General features: G+C 56.4%; 20 protein-coding genes. 7 read left to right on the forward strand and 13 right to left on the reverse strand.

Annotated elements, in window-relative coordinates; translation table 11 throughout:
* Position 1 precedes the first annotated feature (1 nt).
* The 4 genes from WA922_RS05225 (at position 2) to WA922_RS05240 (ending at position 1,922) form a co-directional block, all read left to right on the forward strand.
* Positions 2–307, forward strand: coding sequence for an RNA-binding S4 domain-containing protein (locus WA922_RS05225; RefSeq protein ID WP_424770613.1), 306 nt, complete (start codon positions 2–4; stop codon positions 305–307).
* Positions 308–322: 15 nt separating this feature from the next.
* Positions 323–661: a ferredoxin FdxA gene (fdxA, locus tag WA922_RS05230; protein WP_424770614.1), complete on the forward strand. Its 339-nt coding sequence runs from the start codon at positions 323–325 to the stop codon at positions 659–661.
* A gap of 234 nt (positions 662–895) precedes the next feature.
* Entirely contained in the window at positions 896–1,432 is a 537-nt protein-coding gene (locus WA922_RS05235) for a CarD family transcriptional regulator (RefSeq protein ID WP_424770615.1), read from the forward strand.
* A gap of 169 nt (positions 1,433–1,601) precedes the next feature.
* Positions 1,602–1,922 (forward strand): hypothetical protein, encoded by a 321-nt coding sequence (locus tag WA922_RS05240; protein WP_424770616.1) that lies wholly within the window; start codon positions 1,602–1,604, stop codon positions 1,920–1,922.
* A gap of 15 nt (positions 1,923–1,937) precedes the next feature.
* Here WA922_RS05240 and WA922_RS05245 read toward each other — a convergent pair whose 3' ends face one another.
* Positions 1,938–2,891 carry an L-threonylcarbamoyladenylate synthase gene (locus WA922_RS05245; RefSeq protein WP_424770617.1) on the reverse strand — a complete coding sequence of 318 codons (954 nt, stop codon included), beginning with the start codon at positions 2,889–2,891 and terminating at the stop codon, positions 1,938–1,940.
* Positions 2,892–2,976: 85 nt separating this feature from the next.
* On the opposite strand from WA922_RS05245, the gene WA922_RS05250 reads away from it, so the two are divergent.
* Positions 2,977–4,719, forward strand: a complete 1,743-nt coding sequence (locus WA922_RS05250) for an acyl-CoA dehydrogenase (RefSeq protein WP_424770618.1) — start codon at positions 2,977–2,979, stop codon at positions 4,717–4,719.
* Positions 4,720–4,770: 51 nt separating this feature from the next.
* On the opposite strand, the gene WA922_RS05255 is transcribed toward WA922_RS05250, so the two are convergent.
* Positions 4,771–6,240, reverse strand: coding sequence for a PQQ-dependent sugar dehydrogenase (locus WA922_RS05255; protein WP_424770619.1), 1,470 nt, complete (start codon positions 6,238–6,240; stop codon positions 4,771–4,773).
* A gap of 61 nt (positions 6,241–6,301) precedes the next feature.
* On the opposite strand from WA922_RS05255, the gene WA922_RS05260 reads away from it, so the two are divergent.
* Together WA922_RS05260 and WA922_RS05265 are read left to right on the forward strand one after the other, a co-directional pair.
* On the forward strand, positions 6,302–6,784 hold the full coding sequence (locus WA922_RS05260; RefSeq protein ID WP_424770620.1) for a GAF domain-containing protein: 483 nt from the start codon (positions 6,302–6,304) through the stop codon (positions 6,782–6,784).
* A 244-nt stretch (positions 6,785–7,028) separates the two neighbouring features.
* Positions 7,029–8,006, forward strand: a complete 978-nt coding sequence (locus tag WA922_RS05265) for a glycine zipper 2TM domain-containing protein (protein ID WP_424770621.1) — start codon at positions 7,029–7,031, stop codon at positions 8,004–8,006.
* 128 nt (positions 8,007–8,134) lie between these two features.
* Here WA922_RS05265 and WA922_RS05270 read toward each other — a convergent pair whose 3' ends face one another.
* From WA922_RS05270 to WA922_RS05320, 11 genes are all read right to left on the reverse strand, one after another.
* The gene (locus tag WA922_RS05270; protein ID WP_424770622.1) at positions 8,135–10,561 is read right to left on the reverse strand and encodes a fimbria/pilus outer membrane usher protein; all 2,427 of its coding nucleotides are present in this window, start codon (positions 10,559–10,561) and stop codon (positions 8,135–8,137) included.
* A complete protein-coding gene (locus WA922_RS05275) occupies positions 10,533–11,285 on the reverse strand; it encodes a fimbrial biogenesis chaperone (protein ID WP_424770623.1) in 753 nt (250 codons plus the stop codon). Before WA922_RS05275 ends, WA922_RS05270 begins: the two co-directional genes overlap by 29 nt.
* Positions 11,286–11,313: 28 nt before the next feature.
* Complete coding sequence (locus WA922_RS05280; protein ID WP_424770624.1) at positions 11,314–11,796, reverse strand: Csu type fimbrial protein; 483 nt, start codon at positions 11,794–11,796, stop codon at positions 11,314–11,316.
* 215 nt (positions 11,797–12,011) lie between these two features.
* Positions 12,012–12,527: a Csu type fimbrial protein gene (locus WA922_RS05285; RefSeq protein WP_424770625.1), complete on the reverse strand. Its 516-nt coding sequence runs from the start codon at positions 12,525–12,527 to the stop codon at positions 12,012–12,014.
* 91 nt (positions 12,528–12,618) lie between these two features.
* Positions 12,619–13,623 (reverse strand): ParB/RepB/Spo0J family partition protein, encoded by a 1,005-nt coding sequence (locus tag WA922_RS05290; RefSeq protein WP_424770626.1) that lies wholly within the window; start codon positions 13,621–13,623, stop codon positions 12,619–12,621.
* Positions 13,620–14,396, reverse strand: coding sequence for a ParA family protein (locus tag WA922_RS05295; RefSeq protein ID WP_424770627.1), 777 nt, complete (start codon positions 14,394–14,396; stop codon positions 13,620–13,622). Before WA922_RS05295 ends, WA922_RS05290 begins: the two co-directional genes overlap by 4 nt.
* On the reverse strand, positions 14,393–15,040 hold the full coding sequence (gene rsmG / locus WA922_RS05300) for a 16S rRNA (guanine(527)-N(7))-methyltransferase RsmG (RefSeq protein WP_424770628.1): 648 nt from the start codon (positions 15,038–15,040) through the stop codon (positions 14,393–14,395). The genes WA922_RS05295 and rsmG overlap by 4 nt, the downstream gene beginning before the upstream one ends.
* A complete protein-coding gene (mnmG, locus tag WA922_RS05305; RefSeq protein ID WP_424770629.1) occupies positions 15,037–16,893 on the reverse strand; it encodes a tRNA uridine-5-carboxymethylaminomethyl(34) synthesis enzyme MnmG in 1,857 nt (618 codons plus the stop codon). Before mnmG ends, rsmG begins: the two co-directional genes overlap by 4 nt.
* 88 nt (positions 16,894–16,981) lie before the next feature.
* Positions 16,982–18,256 (reverse strand): tRNA uridine-5-carboxymethylaminomethyl(34) synthesis GTPase MnmE, encoded by a 1,275-nt coding sequence (mnmE, locus tag WA922_RS05310; protein ID WP_424770630.1) that lies wholly within the window; start codon positions 18,254–18,256, stop codon positions 16,982–16,984.
* Positions 18,257–18,276: 20 nt separating this feature from the next.
* The gene (locus tag WA922_RS05315; RefSeq protein ID WP_424770631.1) at positions 18,277–18,549 is read right to left on the reverse strand and encodes a DUF6489 family protein; all 273 of its coding nucleotides are present in this window, start codon (positions 18,547–18,549) and stop codon (positions 18,277–18,279) included.
* A 319-nt stretch (positions 18,550–18,868) separates the two neighbouring features.
* On the reverse strand, positions 18,869–19,261 hold the full coding sequence (locus tag WA922_RS05320; RefSeq protein WP_424770632.1) for a BLUF domain-containing protein: 393 nt from the start codon (positions 19,259–19,261) through the stop codon (positions 18,869–18,871).
* Positions 19,262–19,354 lie beyond the last annotated feature (93 nt).

The following is a 19,354-nucleotide window of genomic DNA, read 5'->3' on the forward strand; positions in this document are numbered from 1 at the left end:
CATGCGTATCGACCGCCTGTTATGCTATTTGCGTTTCGTGCGTACGCGCAGCCAGGCACTCGAACTGGTTCAGACCGGACATATCCGCTGTAATGCTGCATCAGGCACACACCGTGTGACCCGGCCCAGCCATTCGGTTGCGATCGGCGATGTGTTGGCGTTTCCTATGGGAAAGACCGTGCGGATAATAGAGCTGATCGCACTGCCTGACCGCCGCAGATCACCGGAGCAGGCGCGATTATGCTATCGTGATCTTGACCCCGGCGCTGAAACCGCCATAGCGGGGTCACATCATGCTATTGAATAAAAGGACTATCCGGCCATGACTTACGTCGTCACCGACGCTTGCATCAAATGCAAATACACTGATTGCGTTGAGGTATGTCCCGTCGATTGTTTCTATGAAGGCGAAAATATGCTGGTCATCAACCCCAGCGAATGTATTGATTGCGGCGTGTGTGAGCCAGAATGCCCGGCAGAAGCAATTTTGCCCGATACGGAAGACAATCTGGAAAAATGGCTGGAGCTGAACACAAAATATTCTGCCGAATGGCCGAACATTACCAGCCAGAAAGAGCCGCCCGCAGACGCTGACGAGTATAAGGGAGCCGAGGGCAAATTTGAGCAGTTTTTCTCTGAAGCGCCTGGCGAAGGCGATTAAACCAGAGCATCTGTTGGCCTGTGCAGACCTTATCTCTTTGCGACTCGCAATATTGCCCATTTTGTGCTATTTCATAGTTGAGCGCACTGGTCCTGACCGGTGACAGCTGAGTATGTGGAAGGGCGCAGACCACCAATAACACAGTGAAACGAGGGTTCGGGCCGCTCCCCCTAGGTGCGGCTTTCAAGCCGTTTGACCGCGTGAATGGTACCGGCCCGTATGAAAGGATTATTTATGGCAGCCAAAGGCTTGGCCTTCGATGTCGGCGATTATGTCGTCTATCCCAAACACGGCGTTGGCCGTGTGACCGAAATCCAAAATGAGGAAATCGCAGGCATGCAGCTTGAGCTGTATGTTCTCCGCTTTGAAAAAGAGCGGATGACATTGCGCGTGCCCACCAACAAGGTGGATGCAATTGGCATGCGCAAGCTTTCCAGCGATAAAACGCTGAAAGAGGCGATGGAAACGCTCAAAGGCAAACCAAAAGTCAAGCGCACCATGTGGAGCCGCCGCGCACAGGAATATGAAGCCAAGATCAATTCCGGCGATCTGGTATCCATTGCCGAGGTAACGCGCGATCTTTTCCGGCCTGATGACCAGCCAGAGCAAAGCTATTCCGAGCGGCAGATTTTTGAGGCGGCCTCCAGCCGTCTCGCGCGCGAACTTGCAGCGATGGACAAGACCGACGAACCGACCGCGCTGGAGAAAGTTCTCGATATTCTGCGCGAACATGCTCCGCAATATTATGACAACCCGGATGATGATAGCTGAACCGCCGGTGCCAGACCGAGAACAAAAAAGGGTCGCCTGATCGGCGGCCCTTTTCCTTGGAGCCGCTTGCTTCGCGCAACTTGCGAAACTGACCGGCCGATGGGTAAATCAAGAAACCCTAACGATTGACAGGAAACTGTGCTACCACTTGCCGATAGGGAGCGTGTTTATGCGCAGCTACCGCGTTTTGCCTCTGATATTGGCCATTTTGATACTGCCAGGATGCTTGGCAAAGACCGCTTTTGATACGGTAACCGCGCCGGTCAGAGTGGCAGGCAGAGTCGTTGATTTGGCAACCACCAGCCAGTCAGAAAGCGACGAGAAACGCGGGCGGGCACTGCGTGAACAAGACGAAAAGCTGGGCAAGCTGGAACGCGAGTATAGCAAACAGCGCGGAAACTGCATGGATGGTGATAGAAACGCATGCGTCGATGCCCGTTCTACATATCAGGACATTCAGACACTCCTGGCGGATATGCCGCAGCCATAAAACGACCTGTGTTCTTCAGGATGCAGCGCGGCGAAGCCGGTCATTGATTGCTTTGCCGATCCCCTTATCTGGGATGCGGCTGACCGCAATTCGCGGGCGGGATGACTGGGCGGCCAGGTGCAGACAGGCATAAAGGCGCGCAGCCGCCTCTTGCAAATTGCCGCTTTCCGACAAATTGCAATCACCGCCGCTCGAACCGAACCCGATCAGAAATTCGCCGTTCTTCTTTGTGGAGGCCGACAGTCTGACAGGCTTGCCTGGCGAGTAGTGCCGCGTCAATTGGCCCGGCGCTTCGATGGAGGCGCTGGGTTGAACTGGGGCCAGCGCAGACCCGTAAAGCTGGCGGTGCAGTGCATCAAGGTCCACCGGACCGGCTCGCAATTGGTCCCATCTGCCATTTTGGCGGATCGCCAGAATGCTGGATTCGAGCCCGGTCGGGCAATCCCCGCCATCCAGTATCATATCAATCCGGCCATCCAACGTGGCCGCTACATGATGCGCAGAGGTCGGACTGACAGTATTGCTAAGATTGGCAGAAGGAGCGCCCAGCGGCACGCCAACCCGGGTAATGAGCGCCCGCATCACCTGATGGTCTGGCATCCGCACGGCAATGGTCGGCAGACCTGCGGATATGGCGTTTGCCAAATCAGCATCCTTCCTGCGGGGCAGCACCAGTGTGACAGAGCCTGGCCAGACACGTGCCGCCACACGCTCCGCTTCGTCAGAAAAATCTGCCACTTTGCGAGCTTCATCCATAGAAGCGATATGGACGATCAGAGGATTGATGCTTGGCCGCCCTTTGGCCGCATAGATCCTGGCGATAGCGGCATCGCTGTCGGCGCGCGCCGCCAGACCATAAACTGTCTCGGTCGGAACGGCGACTATCCCGCCGCCGCGCACAATTTCAGCCGCACGGGACACCCCCGCCGGGTCTGCGCGCAGCATTTCCGTAGCGTTCTTGTCGCTCATACCGCCGCGCTATACACGGTGATAGCAAATGCAAAGAGAATCGCGGCGATCCGCAGCGATATAGTGCATATAAAGGCCAATATAGATGACTCCCTTCACCGCGCCCACTCAAGACCAATTGCTGGCGATAAAGGTCAATGCTGGCATTGCCGAACTTGGACAAAGCGAGAAATTCGCGGCTGCAGAGCCAGATATGGTCGAGGCTATTGTCGAGGGCGTCGGCGTTTTTGCTGCTGGCGAATTTGCGCCGCTCAACCGGATCGGTGATCTTGAGGGCGCGCAGCTGGAAAACGGTGTTGTCCGCCTACCTGCTGGATTTGAGGCAGCTTACGAACAGTATGTTGCGCAAGGCTGGAACTCCATCGCCTCGCCAACCGAATTTGGCGGACAAGGCCTGCCGTTTACCCTGGCATGCAACGTTCTGGAAAATCTTGGTGCGGCCAATATGGCATTTACACTGCTACCGATGCTGTCGGTCGGTGCGATCGAAGCGATCGAGCATCACGGTAGTGACGCGCAAAAGGCAGCCTATATGCCCAAGCTCGTCAGCGGTGAATGGTCAGGCACAATGAATCTGACCGAACCACAGGCCGGTAGCGATGTCGGTGCGCTACGGGCCACCGCAGAACCAATTGAAGCGGGCGAACATGCCGGAAAATACCGTATTCATGGCCAAAAGATATATATCACCTGGGGCGAGCACGAACTGGCCGGTAACATTATTCATCTGGTGCTGGCACGTCTTCCCGGCGCGCCCGAGGGGAGCCGCGGTATATCGCTGTTTCTCGTACCAAAGTACCATGTAAACGCAGATGGCTCGCTTGGCTCGAGAAACGATCTTCGATGCGTTAGCCTCGAACATAAGCTTGGTATTAACGCCTCACCCACCTGCGTGATGAGTTACGGCGATAAAGGCGAATGTATCGGCGAGCTGGTCGGCGCAGAAAATCGCGGGCTCGCGGCAATGTTCACCATGATGAACAATGCGCGGATCAATGTCGGGAGCCAGGGTGTGCAAATTGCCGAACGCGCACTGCAACAGGCGCTTTATTACGCCAATGACCGGGTTCAGTCAGCCCGTGCTGGGGCAGCAGACCGGGACCCGGTGGCAATTGTCGAACATCCCGATGTCCGCCGCATGATCGTGCGGATGAAATCACTGACCGAAGCCATGCGTGCGCTTCTTTACTACACCAGTGGTCAAGTTGATCGCGGCACTCTGGGTGATGACGATGCAGCCATGCGCGGCGATATATTGGTGCCAATGATCAAAGCATGGGGCACGGATACTGGTATCGATGTCGCCAGCATCGGTATCCAGATTCACGGCGGGATGGGCTTCGTCGAGGAAACCGGCGCCGCCCAGCATTACCGCGATGCCCGGATCGCCCCGATATATGAAGGCACCAACGGTATTCAGGCGGCCGATCTGGTTACGCGTAAGCTTGGTCTGGAAAATGGCGCAGCCTATGCTGTTTTAATGGCCGATATCGTGAAGGACGCGCATGACGAGCCTGCCTTGGCGAATTTGGCCAGTGAATGCGCAGCCATTGCAGAATGGATGCGTGGCGCGGCATCGCTTGATGACAGGCTCGCTGGAAGCGTTCCGTTCTGCACAATGTCAGCCGTCGCTGTTGCGGGGTGGCAGATGTTGCGCCAAAAACGCGCGGTGGAAAGCGGCAGCGCGCCTGCGTTGGCCGCAATCAAACCGGTAACAGCGCGCTATTTCCTCGACCATATCGTGCCCGAGGCCACCGGTTTGAAAGCTGCAGCAACAGATGGTGCTGCCTTGCTCTACGCACTCAGCGCAGAACAATTGACCGGTTGAGGCAGGGCACAATCAAGCGAATGTCGTAGAGTTTCCCCCAGGCGGTAGGCGTCAGTTAACCGGCATAGGCATGGGTACCTCACGCGCAAATTCTTCCGTGAAACTCGCGCGCGGATCACCGCGCAATTCGCGCTGAGGGGGCAGTGATTGGCCGGAAATCCGTGCAATGCCTGCACCGGGCTCTGCACCGGGCGCTACAACACGCCAAATAATGCCAGCCGTATCATCGCTGATCAGCAGCGCACCGTCTCCGGCCCATTCCGCCCAGGTCGGGCGGCCGCGCGTGGTGCCTTCGCCGGTTAAAAATCCTGTCAAAACAGGGACCGGTTTGCCGACTGGATTACCCAGATCATCAAATGCGATATAGACGACATCATAACCCGAAGCCGGTTTACGGTTCCACGAACCGTGGCGAGCGATAAATGCGCCTTGCGCAAAATCGCCGCCCATCCGGTGACCCCCTTTGGTAAACACCATGCCCAATGCCGCAACATGCGGACCAAGCGCATAAACCGGGCGCCGCGCATATTCTGACAAATAGGCAGGCATTGGTTCTTCCACGCGGTCATCAAAATTATCGCGGAAATAAATCCACGGCCATCCATATTGCGCACCAAGCGGCACGTTGGTGAGGTAATCGGGCACAAGATCCGAACCGAGCATGTCGCGCTCGTTTACGGTCGTCCATAATTCGCCGCTCCACGGGCTCCAATCCATGCCATTGGGGTTGCGAAGACCAGAGGCGAAAACCCGCGCTCCGCCCGATTCGAGAGTATATTCCCAGATCGCGGCGCGGCCTTCCTCAATGTCCATCCCCTGTTCGCCAATATTGGAAACAGAACCGACCGCGACATAGAGCGTCTTACCGTCGGGGTGCAGTTCGATATTGCGCATCCAATGCCCGCCGCCTGGCGGTAGATCCATCAGTTTGCGCCCTTCACTCACAACCGAAGTTTGGCCGAGAGTATAGGGAAATGCGACCAGGGCATCATGATTGGCAATATACAGCGTATCATCCGCCCATGCGATGCCCGACGGCGAATCGAGCGATTCGGTAAGAGTAATCCGCTCTTCGGCTGCGCCGTCGCCGTCATTATCGCGCAGCAGAACCAACTGATTGGGCGAATCGCCCTTGGCACCGGCCCGTGTCATCAACCAGTCGGCGATCCACGCGGTCAGGCCGCCAGCGTCTTTGGCCGCCGGGGCTCTGGTCAAAGTGACCAGTACATCGCCATTGGGCAATGTATGCACCACTCTGGGGTGATCGAGCCCTTCGGCAAACCGCGTCACAGACAGCCCGTTTGCGGCGGTGGGCAATTCGCCTTCTGCCCAGCCGACAGGTTTGGCAATATTGACAGTGGGTACCGTCTCGGCACTGGCCTGCTGCAATTCCGGATCCGTGCCGGCAACCGCGTCAACCGAAAGATCGGCCGTGTCACCGCGCGATAGCCAGAATATACCAAGGGCGAGGACAATCAGGATCACTGTGATCCACAGAAGAGCTTTGCGTGTTCTTGTCATGGCCATGAGAATAGTCGCAGTCCGGCCTTGCGGCAATGGCGCATCGCCCTAGATGGGAACGATGTTTGATTTTACCGCTGATCCAGACTTGCCCAAACCCGAACGATATCGCCAATTGGTATCCGCTGCCGCAGCACTGACCAGCGGCGAGACGGATAGTACAGCCAATATGGCCAATGTCGCCGCATTGATGGCGGAGTTTCTGCCGGGGCTGAATTGGGCCGGATTTTACAGACTGGTCGATGGCGCGCTGATATTGGGACCGTTCATTGGTCGCCCGGCCTGTATTCATATAGCATTGAATCAAGGCGTATGCGGTGCAGCAGCCAAGACCGGCACCACCCAATTGGTCAAAGATGTTCACGCATTTCCGGGGCACATTGCCTGCGACGCCGCCAGCCGGTCCGAACTGGTCGTACCGGTTTATCGCGGCGACACCATCTGCGCCGTGATTGATCTCGACAGCCCGGAAACGGGACATTTTGATGCGGAGGATGCCGCAGGTATCGAAGGCTTGGCACGGGCGCTTAACGGGCGCATTTAATTGCCGGTCCGCTGCCGTAAGAAATGGGGCCCAAAGAAAATGGGGCACAGAAGAGATGAGACCGGGAGGAGAAGGGACCCGGAAGCGGCGTGAAACGCTATAGATATCATTCTTTACATCACGCCAGGTAATCGCCCCGAAACGGGACAGCGGCGGAGCGGCCCTTAGATTTGCGGCGATTGCGATGGTATACAAATCCCTAACGCCGGGAATCGCCCCGGCTCTGTTTTCTTAAGGGATAGCCATGACAACCCGCGCAAATGTTTCGATTCGTCAGTGTGTTTCACTCTCAGCAGCGGCCAGCGTGATTGCTGTCGCCTCACCCGCCCTTGCTCAACCGGAAATGACCTATGAAGAACGCGCCTATGAATATGCGCGTCCGGCGGCATCCACTGCAGAGACCGAAGACGTGATTTACCGCGAGCAACCTGTGGTGCAGCCTGTCCCTGCCGCGCGCTACGAAAGTGAAGCGGGTGCTGACTATGCTGTCCGCAATGATACCCGCAGTCCAGCACCGCAATATGTGAAGACCCGGTACGTCAAAACGCACGCTGCGCCGCAGCAAGTCGTCTACACACAGCGTCAGGCGCAGCCGGTCGTTTATCCTGCCAGCCACCAAACGCAGAGAGTTCAGCATCACGCCGTACAACCCCAGATTGTGCACTATCCGCAGCAGGGAAATCTCGTCCAGCAGCCGTCATTTGACCGCGAAGCGTGGCTTGCGGAATGCCGGGACCGCGTTGGCGGCGGGCAGCGCCGCGACAGCAATGGAGATGTCATTGGCGGACTGGTTGGCGCAGCGGCAGGCGGCCTGATCGGAAATCGCATCGCTGGCCGCGGTGACCGGCTTGGCGGCACTTTGATCGGTGCCGGCGTCGGCGGTCTGGCGGGTTTGGCCGTTGGCAATGCAATTGATCGTGGAAACCGTGCAGACCGCGATGAGACAGCCCAATATTGCGAAGAATATCTGGCATATTATTCAAACGGTTACGCACAAAATCGCGGCTATTACAGCCAGCAGCAGATGATGCTGGTTCCAGTGATGATCCAGGTACCGCAACAAGCTGTCACGCGCGAAATCGTGACATATGAGACTGTTGAAGAGCATGTGACAACGTATGAAAACGTGCCCGCGCAGCGCCGCGTAGCGCCGCGTCCGACCAAGCGTATTCAGGTCGCACCGCAACCGGCTAAACGCGTGCGTTACATAAAAGGTAACTAAACGGCGAGCCGGCTCTGGCAGTCGGCCGGGCCAAGCCTTACAGATTTGAAAACGGGATTGGTTAAAGTTGCGCCGCGCGACTTTAACCTTTTTCCTTGGTGATCGGTGCGCGCGCTATCCTGGCAGGATCATTCGCCGCCCCCCGCTGCGTCCGCCCGCGCGATATTCAATCCGACACAGCTCGCTCTGCCTTCCGGCACATCAAAGCTCTCTATCTCGGCCTTGGGGACAGCCATGATGCAGGGTGCGCGACCCGGTTGCACGATGCTGAAACTATCGTCACCCGACAGAATATTGAAATCGACCAATCCGTCATAGCCGACGCTATACTCCGTGCCCGAAGGCTCCGCGACCAGCTGTGTACCGACCGCCAGCGGCTTCCCTAGCGCATCGACCAGTTTGATCAGCTGGGAGCGGTACGCATCCACGTCGAGCTTCACCGAAGCCACAGCGCCGCGCGAGACGATGATCCGGCGATAGGTCGAACGGGCAATCGCATCAAACGGCAGCTTATCGGGATCAATATCAAATTGCAGCGGGACCAGCGGCGTAAGCGATTCGACCAGCAAGCGGCCTTTACTGTCAGTTACGCCCGCCTCACGGTTTTCGCGCAGAACGGTGATACCGGGGACCTGACCCGTCTGGACCAGTGCATAGGACCCGCCCGTCTGGTTGCGCGCATAGAACGTGTTGCCCGCAAAAATGATCGTGCCGCGCGCATTGGCACGTGCGGCCAGTTGCCCGCCATTATATTCAGCTTGCCCCTCCAGCCGCGTAAATCGGTTGCGCCAGGATACGGTACCGGCGACACGCGGCCGGTCCGCGACCAGAGCCTCTACCCCGTATCCTATATCACCGGGATCAATATCGGGACGGAACAGGGCCGCTTGCGCACTGTTCTGGCCGCCGCTGCGTGTGATACTGGCCTGGGCAGAGCGTTTTTTGCCCAATTGAATGCTGAGACCCGCCATTACTGCAAAATTGGACTGTTCGCTTTTCCGGTAGGACACATCGCTGTAAAAATCGATCGAGTCAGTTACTTTGGTGCGGAAACTTGCCCGTAACAGGTCAACTTTGCGTGTTTGGCGCGGGAAACGGGGGTCAAACTGGCGCCGCTGGCGGCTCGCCGTGAGTTGAATTTGTATCGTATCGCGCAAATCGAAATTTATCGATGCATTGATCTGCTGTGCGGGCAAGGGGTCCCCCGCTTCGGCGGCCAAATCGCGGTAACCCGTGGAGGGGATCACCGCATCGGCGCGAATCGAAAAGCCGGAACCGATCGATTCAAATCCAGTCCGGAGCAAAAACCCGTTATTTTGAGCCGTCTTGCTATAGCGCAGCTCAGAAAACACCAAAGCACGGTCAAATATAGTTGTTTCAAGCTGAGCGCCGATATTGGCCACGCCAAGACCCGCCTCCCCAGAAAGCCCTAAGGAGAGACTTTGGGAAAAGCCTCTCCTTAGAAAGAATGTGCCGGTCAGGTCACGATAGTCATTACTCACTTGGCCAAATCGCCGCCTTATATAGCCGACATTGGCTGCCCCCTCCCACAGGCCGGGTGCCAACAGATCCTGAGAAACATATATTCGCGCATTCTGCACGACCTCCCTCCCCAATTCATCCCTGACAATGACCGACACTTCCCCGCGTCCGGGGTTGATCGGAATGTTGCGAACCTGGAATTCGCCCGCCTCCAGTTCGCCGGTCGTGAAACGGCGGTCGTTAACGATCAAATCCAGTCCGGTGGGAACAGCCACACTGCCTTCGAAGGCTGGCAGCGGGTTGGTGATCAAATCGGGGCGAAGCGCGAAGTCGGTACCGAATTGCAATCCGCCGATACGCAATGGCCGCTGGCTCTGCGTGCCCGATGTGATGGTATCGCCTGCACGAGCAATCAGACCCTTTTCGGGCATTGCCAGCGTAACAGTTGTATCAAGCCGCCGGACTTTATTTTGCCCTGGCGCCGGCTGGGAAATATATTGCACCGCGCCGCCAGCCTGGACATTGCCAAATACCGCGCGCGGTGAAATGACGGCGGCAGCCTGGACGCCGCTGCTGGAAATTGTCGAAGTAAGGTTGTAATCGATCAGCACGGCCGGAAGCGGGGCACGTTCGCCGCCGCCGCTCCGTGCAAATTGCGCCAGATTCACATCATTCGCGCCGTCTTTGTTGCGGAACAAAGTGATTTCAAGCTGCTGGCTTAATTTATCGAAGCTCCAATCCGCAATCTCGATATTCTTGATGAGGATAAACCCGGTTGTTCCCGGATTGACTGGCAAACTTGCCATTTCGGCTGATTGGGCATCAATGGCGAGCTCGCCATTGATGTAAGCGAGGTCCACCATCCGGGTCAAAGCGCGCCCGTCAACCGAAATCGCGCTCAAACCCGGGCCGTTCGCTTCTTCTGAGCGGGCATTGTCGATAGTAACGTCATTAGAAAGCGCGAACGGATCTTCGGCCTGGGCTAGAACGGGTGATTGTCCCGAAACCAGTACCGCAAACGCTAAATAAAGCGGTGCGAAGCGTTTAGCTGCAGGTATTTGTAGCCTGGGCATTTACTTCTTCGCCGTCGATCAGCGCAGTGACCGTGATCGGACCGGATGTACAAGGGCCCTCAAGCGGCCATTGCAATGCGCTGCCGCCATGAATGTAATGCAGCCCGGTTATGTCGACAGGAACCGGTTGGCCGCCAGCTGTGGTTACCGACACATTAACCATACGCGCTGTTTGCTCACCGGAGTTTTCAGCGCGCAATCCATCGGGCCCGAATGTCCAGCCCATCTTCACCGGCGCAGCGGAAGCGCGGTCAAAAAACATCGGAATGGTGAAACGGATACGCGCCTGTGCCTCGCCAGCGCGCATCAATTCCGGGTCAGGAAGTTGGTCAATCGCGACCCGGAAACGGCGCTCCCCTTGAGCGGCCAGGTCGCGGCGGACAACTCTGAAAATCTGGGTTTCCCCTGCGGCAATCGTAATAATTGACGGGGAAACAGTAACGGCATTGGATGGAAAAAAGGCATCTTCACCATTTTCCTGCTTCCAGCCAAAGGCTCGGACCTGAACGCCTATCGCGCGGCCCGATGGGTTGAACACGCGCAATGTCTCTGCGCGTTGTTCCCCATCCATTTCGATGCGAAGCGGTGCCAGTGAAACGTTTGCTCTGCGATCCTCGGCGCTCGTCGCAACCGATGGGGCAGACACAGAGCCTTCCTGTGCCATAGCAACGCCGCCAGATAGCAGCACCGCGAGAGGCAAAGTGGCAAAAGTGTGAAGTTTCATGGCACCGCTCGTCATCTTTACTATCCGATCAGAACGTAACGGTGACCGTCACGCTGTCGTTATATACGCCGGCGGTTACAGAGCTGGCTGAGGCCGGAATACGGCCGTAAGCGGTTAATGTTTGAACGGCGCCAGTGCCGACACCCGCTTGTGTGTTTGTACCATTCCAGTCAGTCGCACGCGCAGCGTCGGTGAAAACGCCATACGGGATCAATTGTGCTGCATCAGTGCTGTTAACGAGCTGACGCTGGGCGCCTGATGCGTTTGCACCAGCATCCATAGACACATCATATGTTGCGCCCAGGGTGCACAGGATCGCGACCGATGATGTCGAATCGATGTTAGCGGAACCGAGTGTTGTCAATGTACCGAAGGACATTGGCGATGCGGTAATTGTGCAGCTGTCCAGAACGTTAGCTGTTACTGGCATTGTTGCATCTTCAGTAGCCGCGAAGGCAGGTGATGCAGAAAGTACAGCAGCTCCGGCTGCCATCATGATAATTTTACGCATTTTTTAAGTCTCCTAGCCGCTTGGTTTTAGTGGCAGGGGGAGAGATACGTAGTGACCGTATAAAAATGGTTAAATTTAGAAGGAATAGTGCCGGAAATAGGATTTTTCCGCGCGGATGTGCTTCAAATCAGATGGTTATATCGTTAATTATGGCGCGTCCATGATGCCGATAGAGAGCTGCCCAGCGTCTATTATACAGGGCTCAAAAATAGGGCTCAAAATTCGACTGAAACGGTTACGGTATCGTAATATCCGCCCGCTCGGCTGGCGAAGTTGGGGTTGCGAATTTCGCCGTAAGCGGTGTGGCTGACAATGCCAGTCGCCCCGCTATTGCCGACAACCCGGCGTCTGTTTCGAGAATCCCAAAGCTGGGTCATCGCTGCATCCTGATAAATTTTGTACCGGAGAAACCGGCCATCAACAGGGTTGCGCATGCGGCGGTTGAACCTGTTTGCATTTTGCCCGTTATCAATCGCAATCTCGTAATCGACATTTGGATTACATTGCAGATAAATCTCTGCGGTCGTGGTGGGCTGAACCGCCGTTCCAGTGATGACACCAAACGCCATCGGCGCAGCCATAATCGTGCAGCCATTCAAAATCGTGATCTCGGACCCCAACACATAGGTGTCGGTCTCGGCATGCGCAGGCACGGCCATTGCAGCGGCCATCAAGCCCGCCCCGCTCAGCGCCGTGCGGCGTGTAGTAAAGAAGATATCGCTTACCGTCATAGTCACACGGCCGGTGGCTTAACGGGCGCATCTTAAGATCTTCTTTCGAATATGAAACAATCGCGATTGCGGCGCGGTATGCACAATGCGATCAGACATCGCCCCCGGTCAGGCGCTGGCACACCAAATCCAACTGATCCAATGTTCTGTAACGGATTGTTACCGACCCTGAACGCGGATCGCTGTCCGTTTTAATGCTCACCGGTAGACCAAGGAGATCTTCCAGATGGCTTTGCACCGCAGCAATATCTGCATCTTTGGCCGGGTCGCGCGATGGCCGGGCCTTGCGCTGCGCCGTTTCGCCCGGAAGATTCGCGGTTTTAACCAGTTTCTCAATTTCACGGACTGACAGTTTTTTCGCCACTGCCCGATTGGCCAATTGTACCGCGTTTTCATGACCGATCAGAGCGCGCGCGTGCCCCATCGATAATGAACCGGCCTCTACCAAGTCCAATACTTCGCTCGGCAACACCAATAGCCGCTGGAGATTGGCCACGTGGCTGCGTGATTTATCGACAAGTTTGGCAATTTCCTCCTGCGTCATATCATCTTGTTCAGCCAGCCGATGATATGCGCGTGCTTCCTCCACCGGGTTGAGGTCTTCTCGCTGGATATTTTCGATCAGCGCCAGGGCCATGATCTCGCGCTCGTCTAAGTCGCGAATGATGGCCGGAATCTGATGCAAATGCGCCTTCTGCGCTGCGCGCCAACGCCGCTCACCTGCAACCAGTTGATACCGCCCCTGCGGCAGTGGGCGGACAATAATCGGCTGGATAACGCCCCGCGCGGCGATTGAAGCTGCAAGTTCATCCAGCGACGCTTCGTCGAAATGCGTCCTTGGTTGATTTGGGAGCGGTTCGATACGCGCGACATCGATCGGACCCAAACCTGTTATGGGGGCAGCAGCGCCGCTCTCCTTTGTCGGCGCTGCACCGGCCTCCCCTGTGCCTGTATTCAGCACCAGTGGCTCCTCTTTGCGGGTTTCACCAAGCAGCGCGCCAAGGCCCTTGCCCAGTTTCCGTTTTTTACCGGCGGCCGGTCGCGAGGGCACGCTAAAACGGATAGGATTTGCTAAATCATTGCGATTATCATTCATGCGGCTTTCCTTTTTTCTGGCAGGCGGCTGATTAGTTCACGTGCCAAAGAAATATAGGCGCGGCTGCCGGAACATCCGTGGTCATAAACCAGCGCAGGCATCCCGTAACTCGGGGCTTCTGATAGGCGCACATTGCGCGGGATAACCGATTCGAACACCAGATTGCCAAGGCACTCACGCACATCATCAGAGACCTGATCAGTAAGCCGGTTGCGCCGGTCGAACATCGTCAATACAACCCCGACAATGCTGAGATCAGGGTTGAACCGTTGCTGCACCCGTTCCACTGTCTGCAATAGCTGGCTGAGGCCCTCTAGCGCAAAAAATTCGCATTGCAGCGGCACCATCAACGTATCAGATGCGCTGAGTGCATTCAGCGTAAGCAGCCCCAGAGACGGCGGGCAATCGATAAAACATATCTCGTGGCCCATATGACCCGACAGCGCGCCGCTGAGCCGCGCGGTCCGGTCCTCTACTGATACCAGTTCGACTTCCGCACCGCTCAGATCGACGGTGGCGGGGACGATATCCAAACCCGGAATATCGGTCCCCTGTACACATTCGGAAAGTGGTACCTGTTCCACCAGCAAATCATAGCTGGAGCGTTCGCGATCTCCCTGATCTACGCCCATACCAGTTGAGGCATTGCCTTGCGGATCAAGATCAATCAGGAGCGTTCGCCAGCCCGTAGCGGCCATAGCCGTGGCGATGTTGATGGCGGTAGTGGTTTTACCCACGCCGCCCTTCTGATTGGCAATTGCGATTGTAATCATGATGCGCGCCTCAACCCCTTAGCCAGCTTGCCAACCAGAATTCCGGCCGTATCATCCGTTACAGACTGTTCCACGTGGAACATCTGCCTGACCTTCCTTGATGATCCTGTCAATTCTTGGGCCGCTGACCGCCCTTTGGGCAACACAAACACCGTTTGCGCTGTGGAGAACCGTGCGGATAAATCCAGAATCGACGCAAGCGGCGCAAAAGCGCGCGCCGTTATGACCGATGCCGGAGTGCTCTCCACATGTTCCAGCCGTGCGCCAGCGATAGTGCAATGGTCAAGCGCGAGTTCGTCAACCATCCGTTGCAGCCAGTCAATTCGGCGGCGACGCGATTCGACCAACAGCATTTGCCGGTTGGGTCTGAGAATCGATATTACCAGCCCTGGCAGTCCGGCTCCGGTACCCAGATCCAACCACAGACCTGTTTCACGTGGAACATGGTGCAGCAACTGCGCACTGTCCGCGATGTGACGCTGCCAGGCTATATTAAGCGTTGGTTTGGCCACGAGATTTTGCCGGGTGTTTTCGTCCTTTAGCGCGGCGAGAAAATAGTTCAGACGCTCCAAAGCCTGTGCATCGCACATTTGTTGAACGTAACAACGGGCCGTATCTTCGTCATGGATCACTGACATACTCATGCGGCGATCTGCGCAAGCCGGCGGGCATGGACCAGCAATGCCGAAAGTGCTGCGGGCGTTATGCCAGGCACCCGGCCCGCTGCCGCCAAAGTGTCTGGCCTGGATTTGGACAGACGTTCAACCATCTCGTTCGACAATCCTGGGACCGAGCCATACGCAAAATCAGCTGGAAGTGAGACATTCTCGCTCGCTCGCAAGTCCCGCAGCTCGGCTTCCTGCCGTGCAAGATATGGAGCATAGGCGGCGTCCTCCGCCAGCTCACTTGCAATTTCGCTTTCCGGATCGAAATCGTCGGGAAGCCACTTTCGCAAAGAGGATAGATCAATGCTGTTCATTCTTAGCCATTCATTGAGCGGTTTCTTTCCCCCGTCGCGGCGTATTGGCAGACCGGCGCTTTCCAGATCAGTGGCATTTACTTCAGCGTCCAAACCTGCGGCCCACCCGGTCAACGTATCTGCGCGCCGCGCAAACCAAACCGCGCGCTCGGTACTTATGCAACCAAGTTCTCGCGCGATCGGCGTTAAACGAGTGGCCGCATTATTGGCGCGCAAACGCAGCCGGTATTCCGCGCGCGATGTCAGCATTCGGTAAGGTTCGGTCACACCATGCAGGGTGAGATCATCGACCATGACCGCCATGTAAGAATTGGCGCGATCAAGTCCGGGGGGCTCGCGGTTCAATGTCTTGCTGGCCGCATGCATTCCGGCAATCAGCCCCTGTGCGGCAGCCTCCTCATAACCGGTGGTGCCATTGATCTGACCTGCGCAGTATAGACCGCCAATATCGCGCAGTTCCAAGCCGGAGGTGAGCGCACGCGGATCGATATGGTCATACTCGACAGCATATCCAGGCTCGACCATGTCAACCTGAGCGAGGCCGCGCATGGTACGGAGCATATTGCGCTGAACATCCACGGGGAGCGAGGTGCTGATCCCGTTGGGGTAGACCATATGCGTATCAAGGCCTTCGGGTTCCAGGAAAACCTGATGGCCGTCGCGATCGCCAAATCGATGAATTTTGTCTTCTATCGATGGGCAATATCGCGGTCCTTGCGCGTCAATGGCACCAGAAAAAAGCGGAGACCGGTGCAGGTTTTCTCGGATGATATCGTGACTATGTGCCGTTGTTCGCGTGATTGCGCAAAAAATCTGAGGATTTGGTCGCCGCAATGTCAGCGGAGACATCGTCCAGTGGTCACTATCCGAAGGTTGTTCTTCAAGCGCGCTCCAGTCGATCGTTCGGCCGTCCAGCCGCGGCGGCGTGCCAGTTTTCAGACGCGCGATAGGCAGATCCGCATCGCGCAATTGCTCGGCCAGACGCCGAGCGGCGCTTTCCCCTATCCGTCCTCCTTCAAAGCGTTCCTCACCCCTGAATAGAGTTCCACCCAAGAAAGTGCCTGTGCACAAAATGACGGCCTGTGCGTGCAAAATCGTGCCATCTGCAAGTGTTAGCCCTTTCACCCGCCCCTGTTCCAGCACAAGACTGGCCGCTTCACCCTCGATCAAAGTCAAATCGCCCTGATTCTGAAGCTGTGTTTGTATGAAAGCCTTGAACAGCTTACGGTCTGCCTGGACACGTGGACCCCAAACGGCACTACCTTTGGAGCGGTTGAGCATCCTGTAATGGATCGCAGCTGCATCTGCCGCGCGGGCGATCAGACCGTCAAATGCGTCAACTTCGCGCACCAGATGGCCTTTGCCCAACCCTCCAATGGCAGGGTTGCAGCTCATCGCTCCGATGGCGCCCAGCGTAAAGTTAACCAACCCTACTCGCGCACCCATACGGGCAGCAACAGCTGCCGCTTCTACACCGGCATGGCCTCCGCCAATAACGAGGACTTCAAAATTATGCATATTTAACGAATAGGCACGCATGCACACAGGGTCAAAGGATGAATTGCGAAATGCCTGCCGGGCAGCCGTACTGTTTCACGTGAAACAGTTACTTCCCGATACAAAACCGCCCGAATAGAGCATCAAGCATATCCTCTGTCGAAGTGCGTCCGATCAAACTGTCGAATGCCAACCGCGCCAACCGTAACTGTTCCGCGACCAGCAACGGGTCCTCGGTCACGGCAATTTCCGACAAAGCATCGGATGCACTTTCAATCAGCCGATGTTGGCGCATATTGAGAGCAATAGAACCGGGCTGCGGCATTGCGTTACTGGCCCGGCTTATCAGACGCTCGCGCAACAGGCCGACACCCTCCCCGGTTTTGGCAGACAGGCTCAGATCGGGCCGATGCTTAGCAATCCTATCATCTCTGTCGCATTTGGGATCAATTTCCCACGCGCCGCTTGGCCCCTCTCCCTCATCGCCCAGCCACAGAACGAGATCCGCAGCGAGGGCTTCAGCATGGGCGCGCTCAATACCAATGACTTCAATGGAATCGTCGCTGTGAGATCGAAGGCCTGCAGTGTCCACAAATGTGAACGGGATGCCCGCCAAGGAAACCGACCGTTCTAGAACATCGCGGGTGGTGCCTGCTATGGGAGAAACAATTGCTGCATCGTCATCCAGCAAAGCGTTGAATAGAGTGGATTTTCCGCTATTTGGCGGACCCGCCATTACCACTTTGAAGCCTTCTTTCAAACGCTCGGCCCGTGGTTTAGCCAACCATTCCAGCAACTCTGCTGATAAGGCGTTCAGGCGCTGCGTAAATTCGGCCGGTAAAACCGCGACATCATCCTCGTCGGAGAAATCAAGCACTGCCTCTATCTGGGCGGATACATGCAGCACCGCTTCACGCCAGTCATTGACCTGCCGGGAAAACTTGCCGTCCAGCATTTCCAGAGCCGAGCGGCGTTGCAGTTCAGTCTCTGCAGCCAGCAAATCCGCCAGCCCTTCCGCTTCAGCCAGATCAAGCCGACCATTTGCGAAAGCCCTGCGGGTAAATTCGCCGGGTTTGGCGCGGCGCAGACCGGGAAATGCCGAAAGTGCTTCTTCGACCGCAGCGACTACGGCGCGGCCCCCATGAAGGTGCAATTCCGCGATGTCTTCACCGGTGGCAGTGCCCGGACCCGGCAACCACAATACCAGCGCGTCATCGAGTGTAACCCCTGACCGGTTACGCAATCTCCGCGCGCTGGCTCTTCGCGGTGCGGGTAACGATCCTGCGAGATCGTTCAATGCGGCTTTAGCGTGCGGACCACTTACCCGGATGACTGCAATACCCGCCGGCGGAGCGCCGCTGGAAAGAGCGTAAACAGTATCCACGCGCTGTTCCCGACAGATCTTTAGTCGGGCTGCGCGGATTTAGCAGATTTATTGCCCGCGCCAGTCGCTGCAGAAGCCGCGCCCTCGACAAAGTTCTGAAATAACTTGAAGCCAACCTGGCCCATAGGCGCCAATTGCTTGGCAAATTGTTGCAACTGTTCAGGGTTGCTGACGCCCTTCATCGCTTTGGCCATAGTCTCAACATATACATCATTGGCCTTACCCACATCTGGTAAACCCAGAAAACTGCGAGCTTCTTCTGGCGAACATTCGATTTCGACATTGACCTTCATTGACGTTCTCCCTCGGCTCCAACAGCCATTTCACGTAGCCAGCCGCGCCTATACCGCATCTGCCCGGATAAATCCCACACACAGCCGAATAATTTCACCACAGTTAGGTTCTTTTACCGCAATTCCAAGGCAGTGGTCTTTTGGCACTCATCCCCCGCGCCGACTTACACTGCCATACACTATTTACCGCGTTGCCTAAAATGACAGCGATGGCACGCATATGTGCTTGGTGCTTCGGGCCGTATTGCGTGACGGTATTGCCGTCTTTTAGTGTCATCGCAGCAAGCTTATGTCGGGCGCGGCCAGTGGGCTAAAACCCCTAGTTCAGAACTGCGAAATTAAGAATGATGCGTTTCAATTGCGCGCTAAGCGTGCTCGGCAACTGCCCCTCAAGTGCTGCCCGCCGATCTTCCACCTTATCTACCAGGCGAATATGACGCATTAACCAATCGGGGCATGCGCGCGCGCCGACTGGCATGTCTTCAAGCACTGACAAGCCGCTATGGCGCGGGTCAGTGCTGATCCGGCGCATGACCCACAACAGGTCTGCTTCTTCACCCTCCAACAGCTGAATGAAATTTCGTCCGTTATACAGCAAAAACCCGGTGATCCGGCGCGCAGCGTTATTTCTCTCGCACGATGCAATAATCGCATCAAGCTCGTCGCGCTGCAAACCGGGCGCAGTGCTCACGTAGAGATATTGGCGAAGCATAAGGCAGTCATTACTCAAAGAATGTCGAAAAACAAGGGTTTAACGACCACACTGACAGACAGGGCGGACCGTTCCTGCAACCGCAACCCGGCT

The organism is Pontixanthobacter sp., from assembly GCF_049682855.1.
In the GTDB taxonomy this organism is placed as follows: Bacteria; Pseudomonadota; Alphaproteobacteria; order Sphingomonadales; family Sphingomonadaceae; genus Pontixanthobacter.

What these genes read in the sequence shown, in the direction of transcription:
- WA922_RS05225 (WP_424770613.1), top strand. Translation starts at nt 2, where the DNA reads ATGCGTATCGACCGCCTGTTATGCTATTTGCGTTTCGTGCGTACGCGC.
- fdxA (WP_424770614.1), top strand. Translation starts at nt 323, where the DNA reads ATGACTTACGTCGTCACCGACGCTTGCATCAAATGCAAATACACTGAT.
- WA922_RS05235 (WP_424770615.1), top strand. Translation starts at nt 896, where the DNA reads ATGGCAGCCAAAGGCTTGGCCTTCGATGTCGGCGATTATGTCGTCTAT.
- WA922_RS05240 (WP_424770616.1), top strand. Translation starts at nt 1,602, where the DNA reads ATGCGCAGCTACCGCGTTTTGCCTCTGATATTGGCCATTTTGATACTG.
- WA922_RS05245 (WP_424770617.1), bottom strand. Translation starts at nt 2,891, where the DNA reads ATGAGCGACAAGAACGCTACGGAAATGCTGCGCGCAGACCCGGCGGGG.
- WA922_RS05250 (WP_424770618.1), top strand. Translation starts at nt 2,977, where the DNA reads ATGACTCCCTTCACCGCGCCCACTCAAGACCAATTGCTGGCGATAAAG.
- WA922_RS05255 (WP_424770619.1), bottom strand. Translation starts at nt 6,240, where the DNA reads ATGACAAGAACACGCAAAGCTCTTCTGTGGATCACAGTGATCCTGATT.
- WA922_RS05260 (WP_424770620.1), top strand. Translation starts at nt 6,302, where the DNA reads ATGTTTGATTTTACCGCTGATCCAGACTTGCCCAAACCCGAACGATAT.
- WA922_RS05265 (WP_424770621.1), top strand. Translation starts at nt 7,029, where the DNA reads ATGACAACCCGCGCAAATGTTTCGATTCGTCAGTGTGTTTCACTCTCA.
- WA922_RS05270 (WP_424770622.1), bottom strand. Translation starts at nt 10,561, where the DNA reads ATGCCCAGGCTACAAATACCTGCAGCTAAACGCTTCGCACCGCTTTAT.
- WA922_RS05275 (WP_424770623.1), bottom strand. Translation starts at nt 11,285, where the DNA reads ATGAAACTTCACACTTTTGCCACTTTGCCTCTCGCGGTGCTGCTATCT.
- WA922_RS05280 (WP_424770624.1), bottom strand. Translation starts at nt 11,796, where the DNA reads ATGCGTAAAATTATCATGATGGCAGCCGGAGCTGCTGTACTTTCTGCA.
- WA922_RS05285 (WP_424770625.1), bottom strand. Translation starts at nt 12,527, where the DNA reads ATGACGGTAAGCGATATCTTCTTTACTACACGCCGCACGGCGCTGAGC.
- WA922_RS05290 (WP_424770626.1), bottom strand. Translation starts at nt 13,623, where the DNA reads ATGAATGATAATCGCAATGATTTAGCAAATCCTATCCGTTTTAGCGTG.
- WA922_RS05295 (WP_424770627.1), bottom strand. Translation starts at nt 14,396, where the DNA reads ATGATTACAATCGCAATTGCCAATCAGAAGGGCGGCGTGGGTAAAACC.
- rsmG (WP_424770628.1), bottom strand. Translation starts at nt 15,040, where the DNA reads ATGAGTATGTCAGTGATCCATGACGAAGATACGGCCCGTTGTTACGTT.
- mnmG (WP_424770629.1), bottom strand. Translation starts at nt 16,893, where the DNA reads ATGCATAATTTTGAAGTCCTCGTTATTGGCGGAGGCCATGCCGGTGTA.
- WA922_RS05315 (WP_424770631.1), bottom strand. Translation starts at nt 18,549, where the DNA reads ATGAAGGTCAATGTCGAAATCGAATGTTCGCCAGAAGAAGCTCGCAGT.
- WA922_RS05320 (WP_424770632.1), bottom strand. Translation starts at nt 19,261, where the DNA reads ATGCTTCGCCAATATCTCTACGTGAGCACTGCGCCCGGTTTGCAGCGC.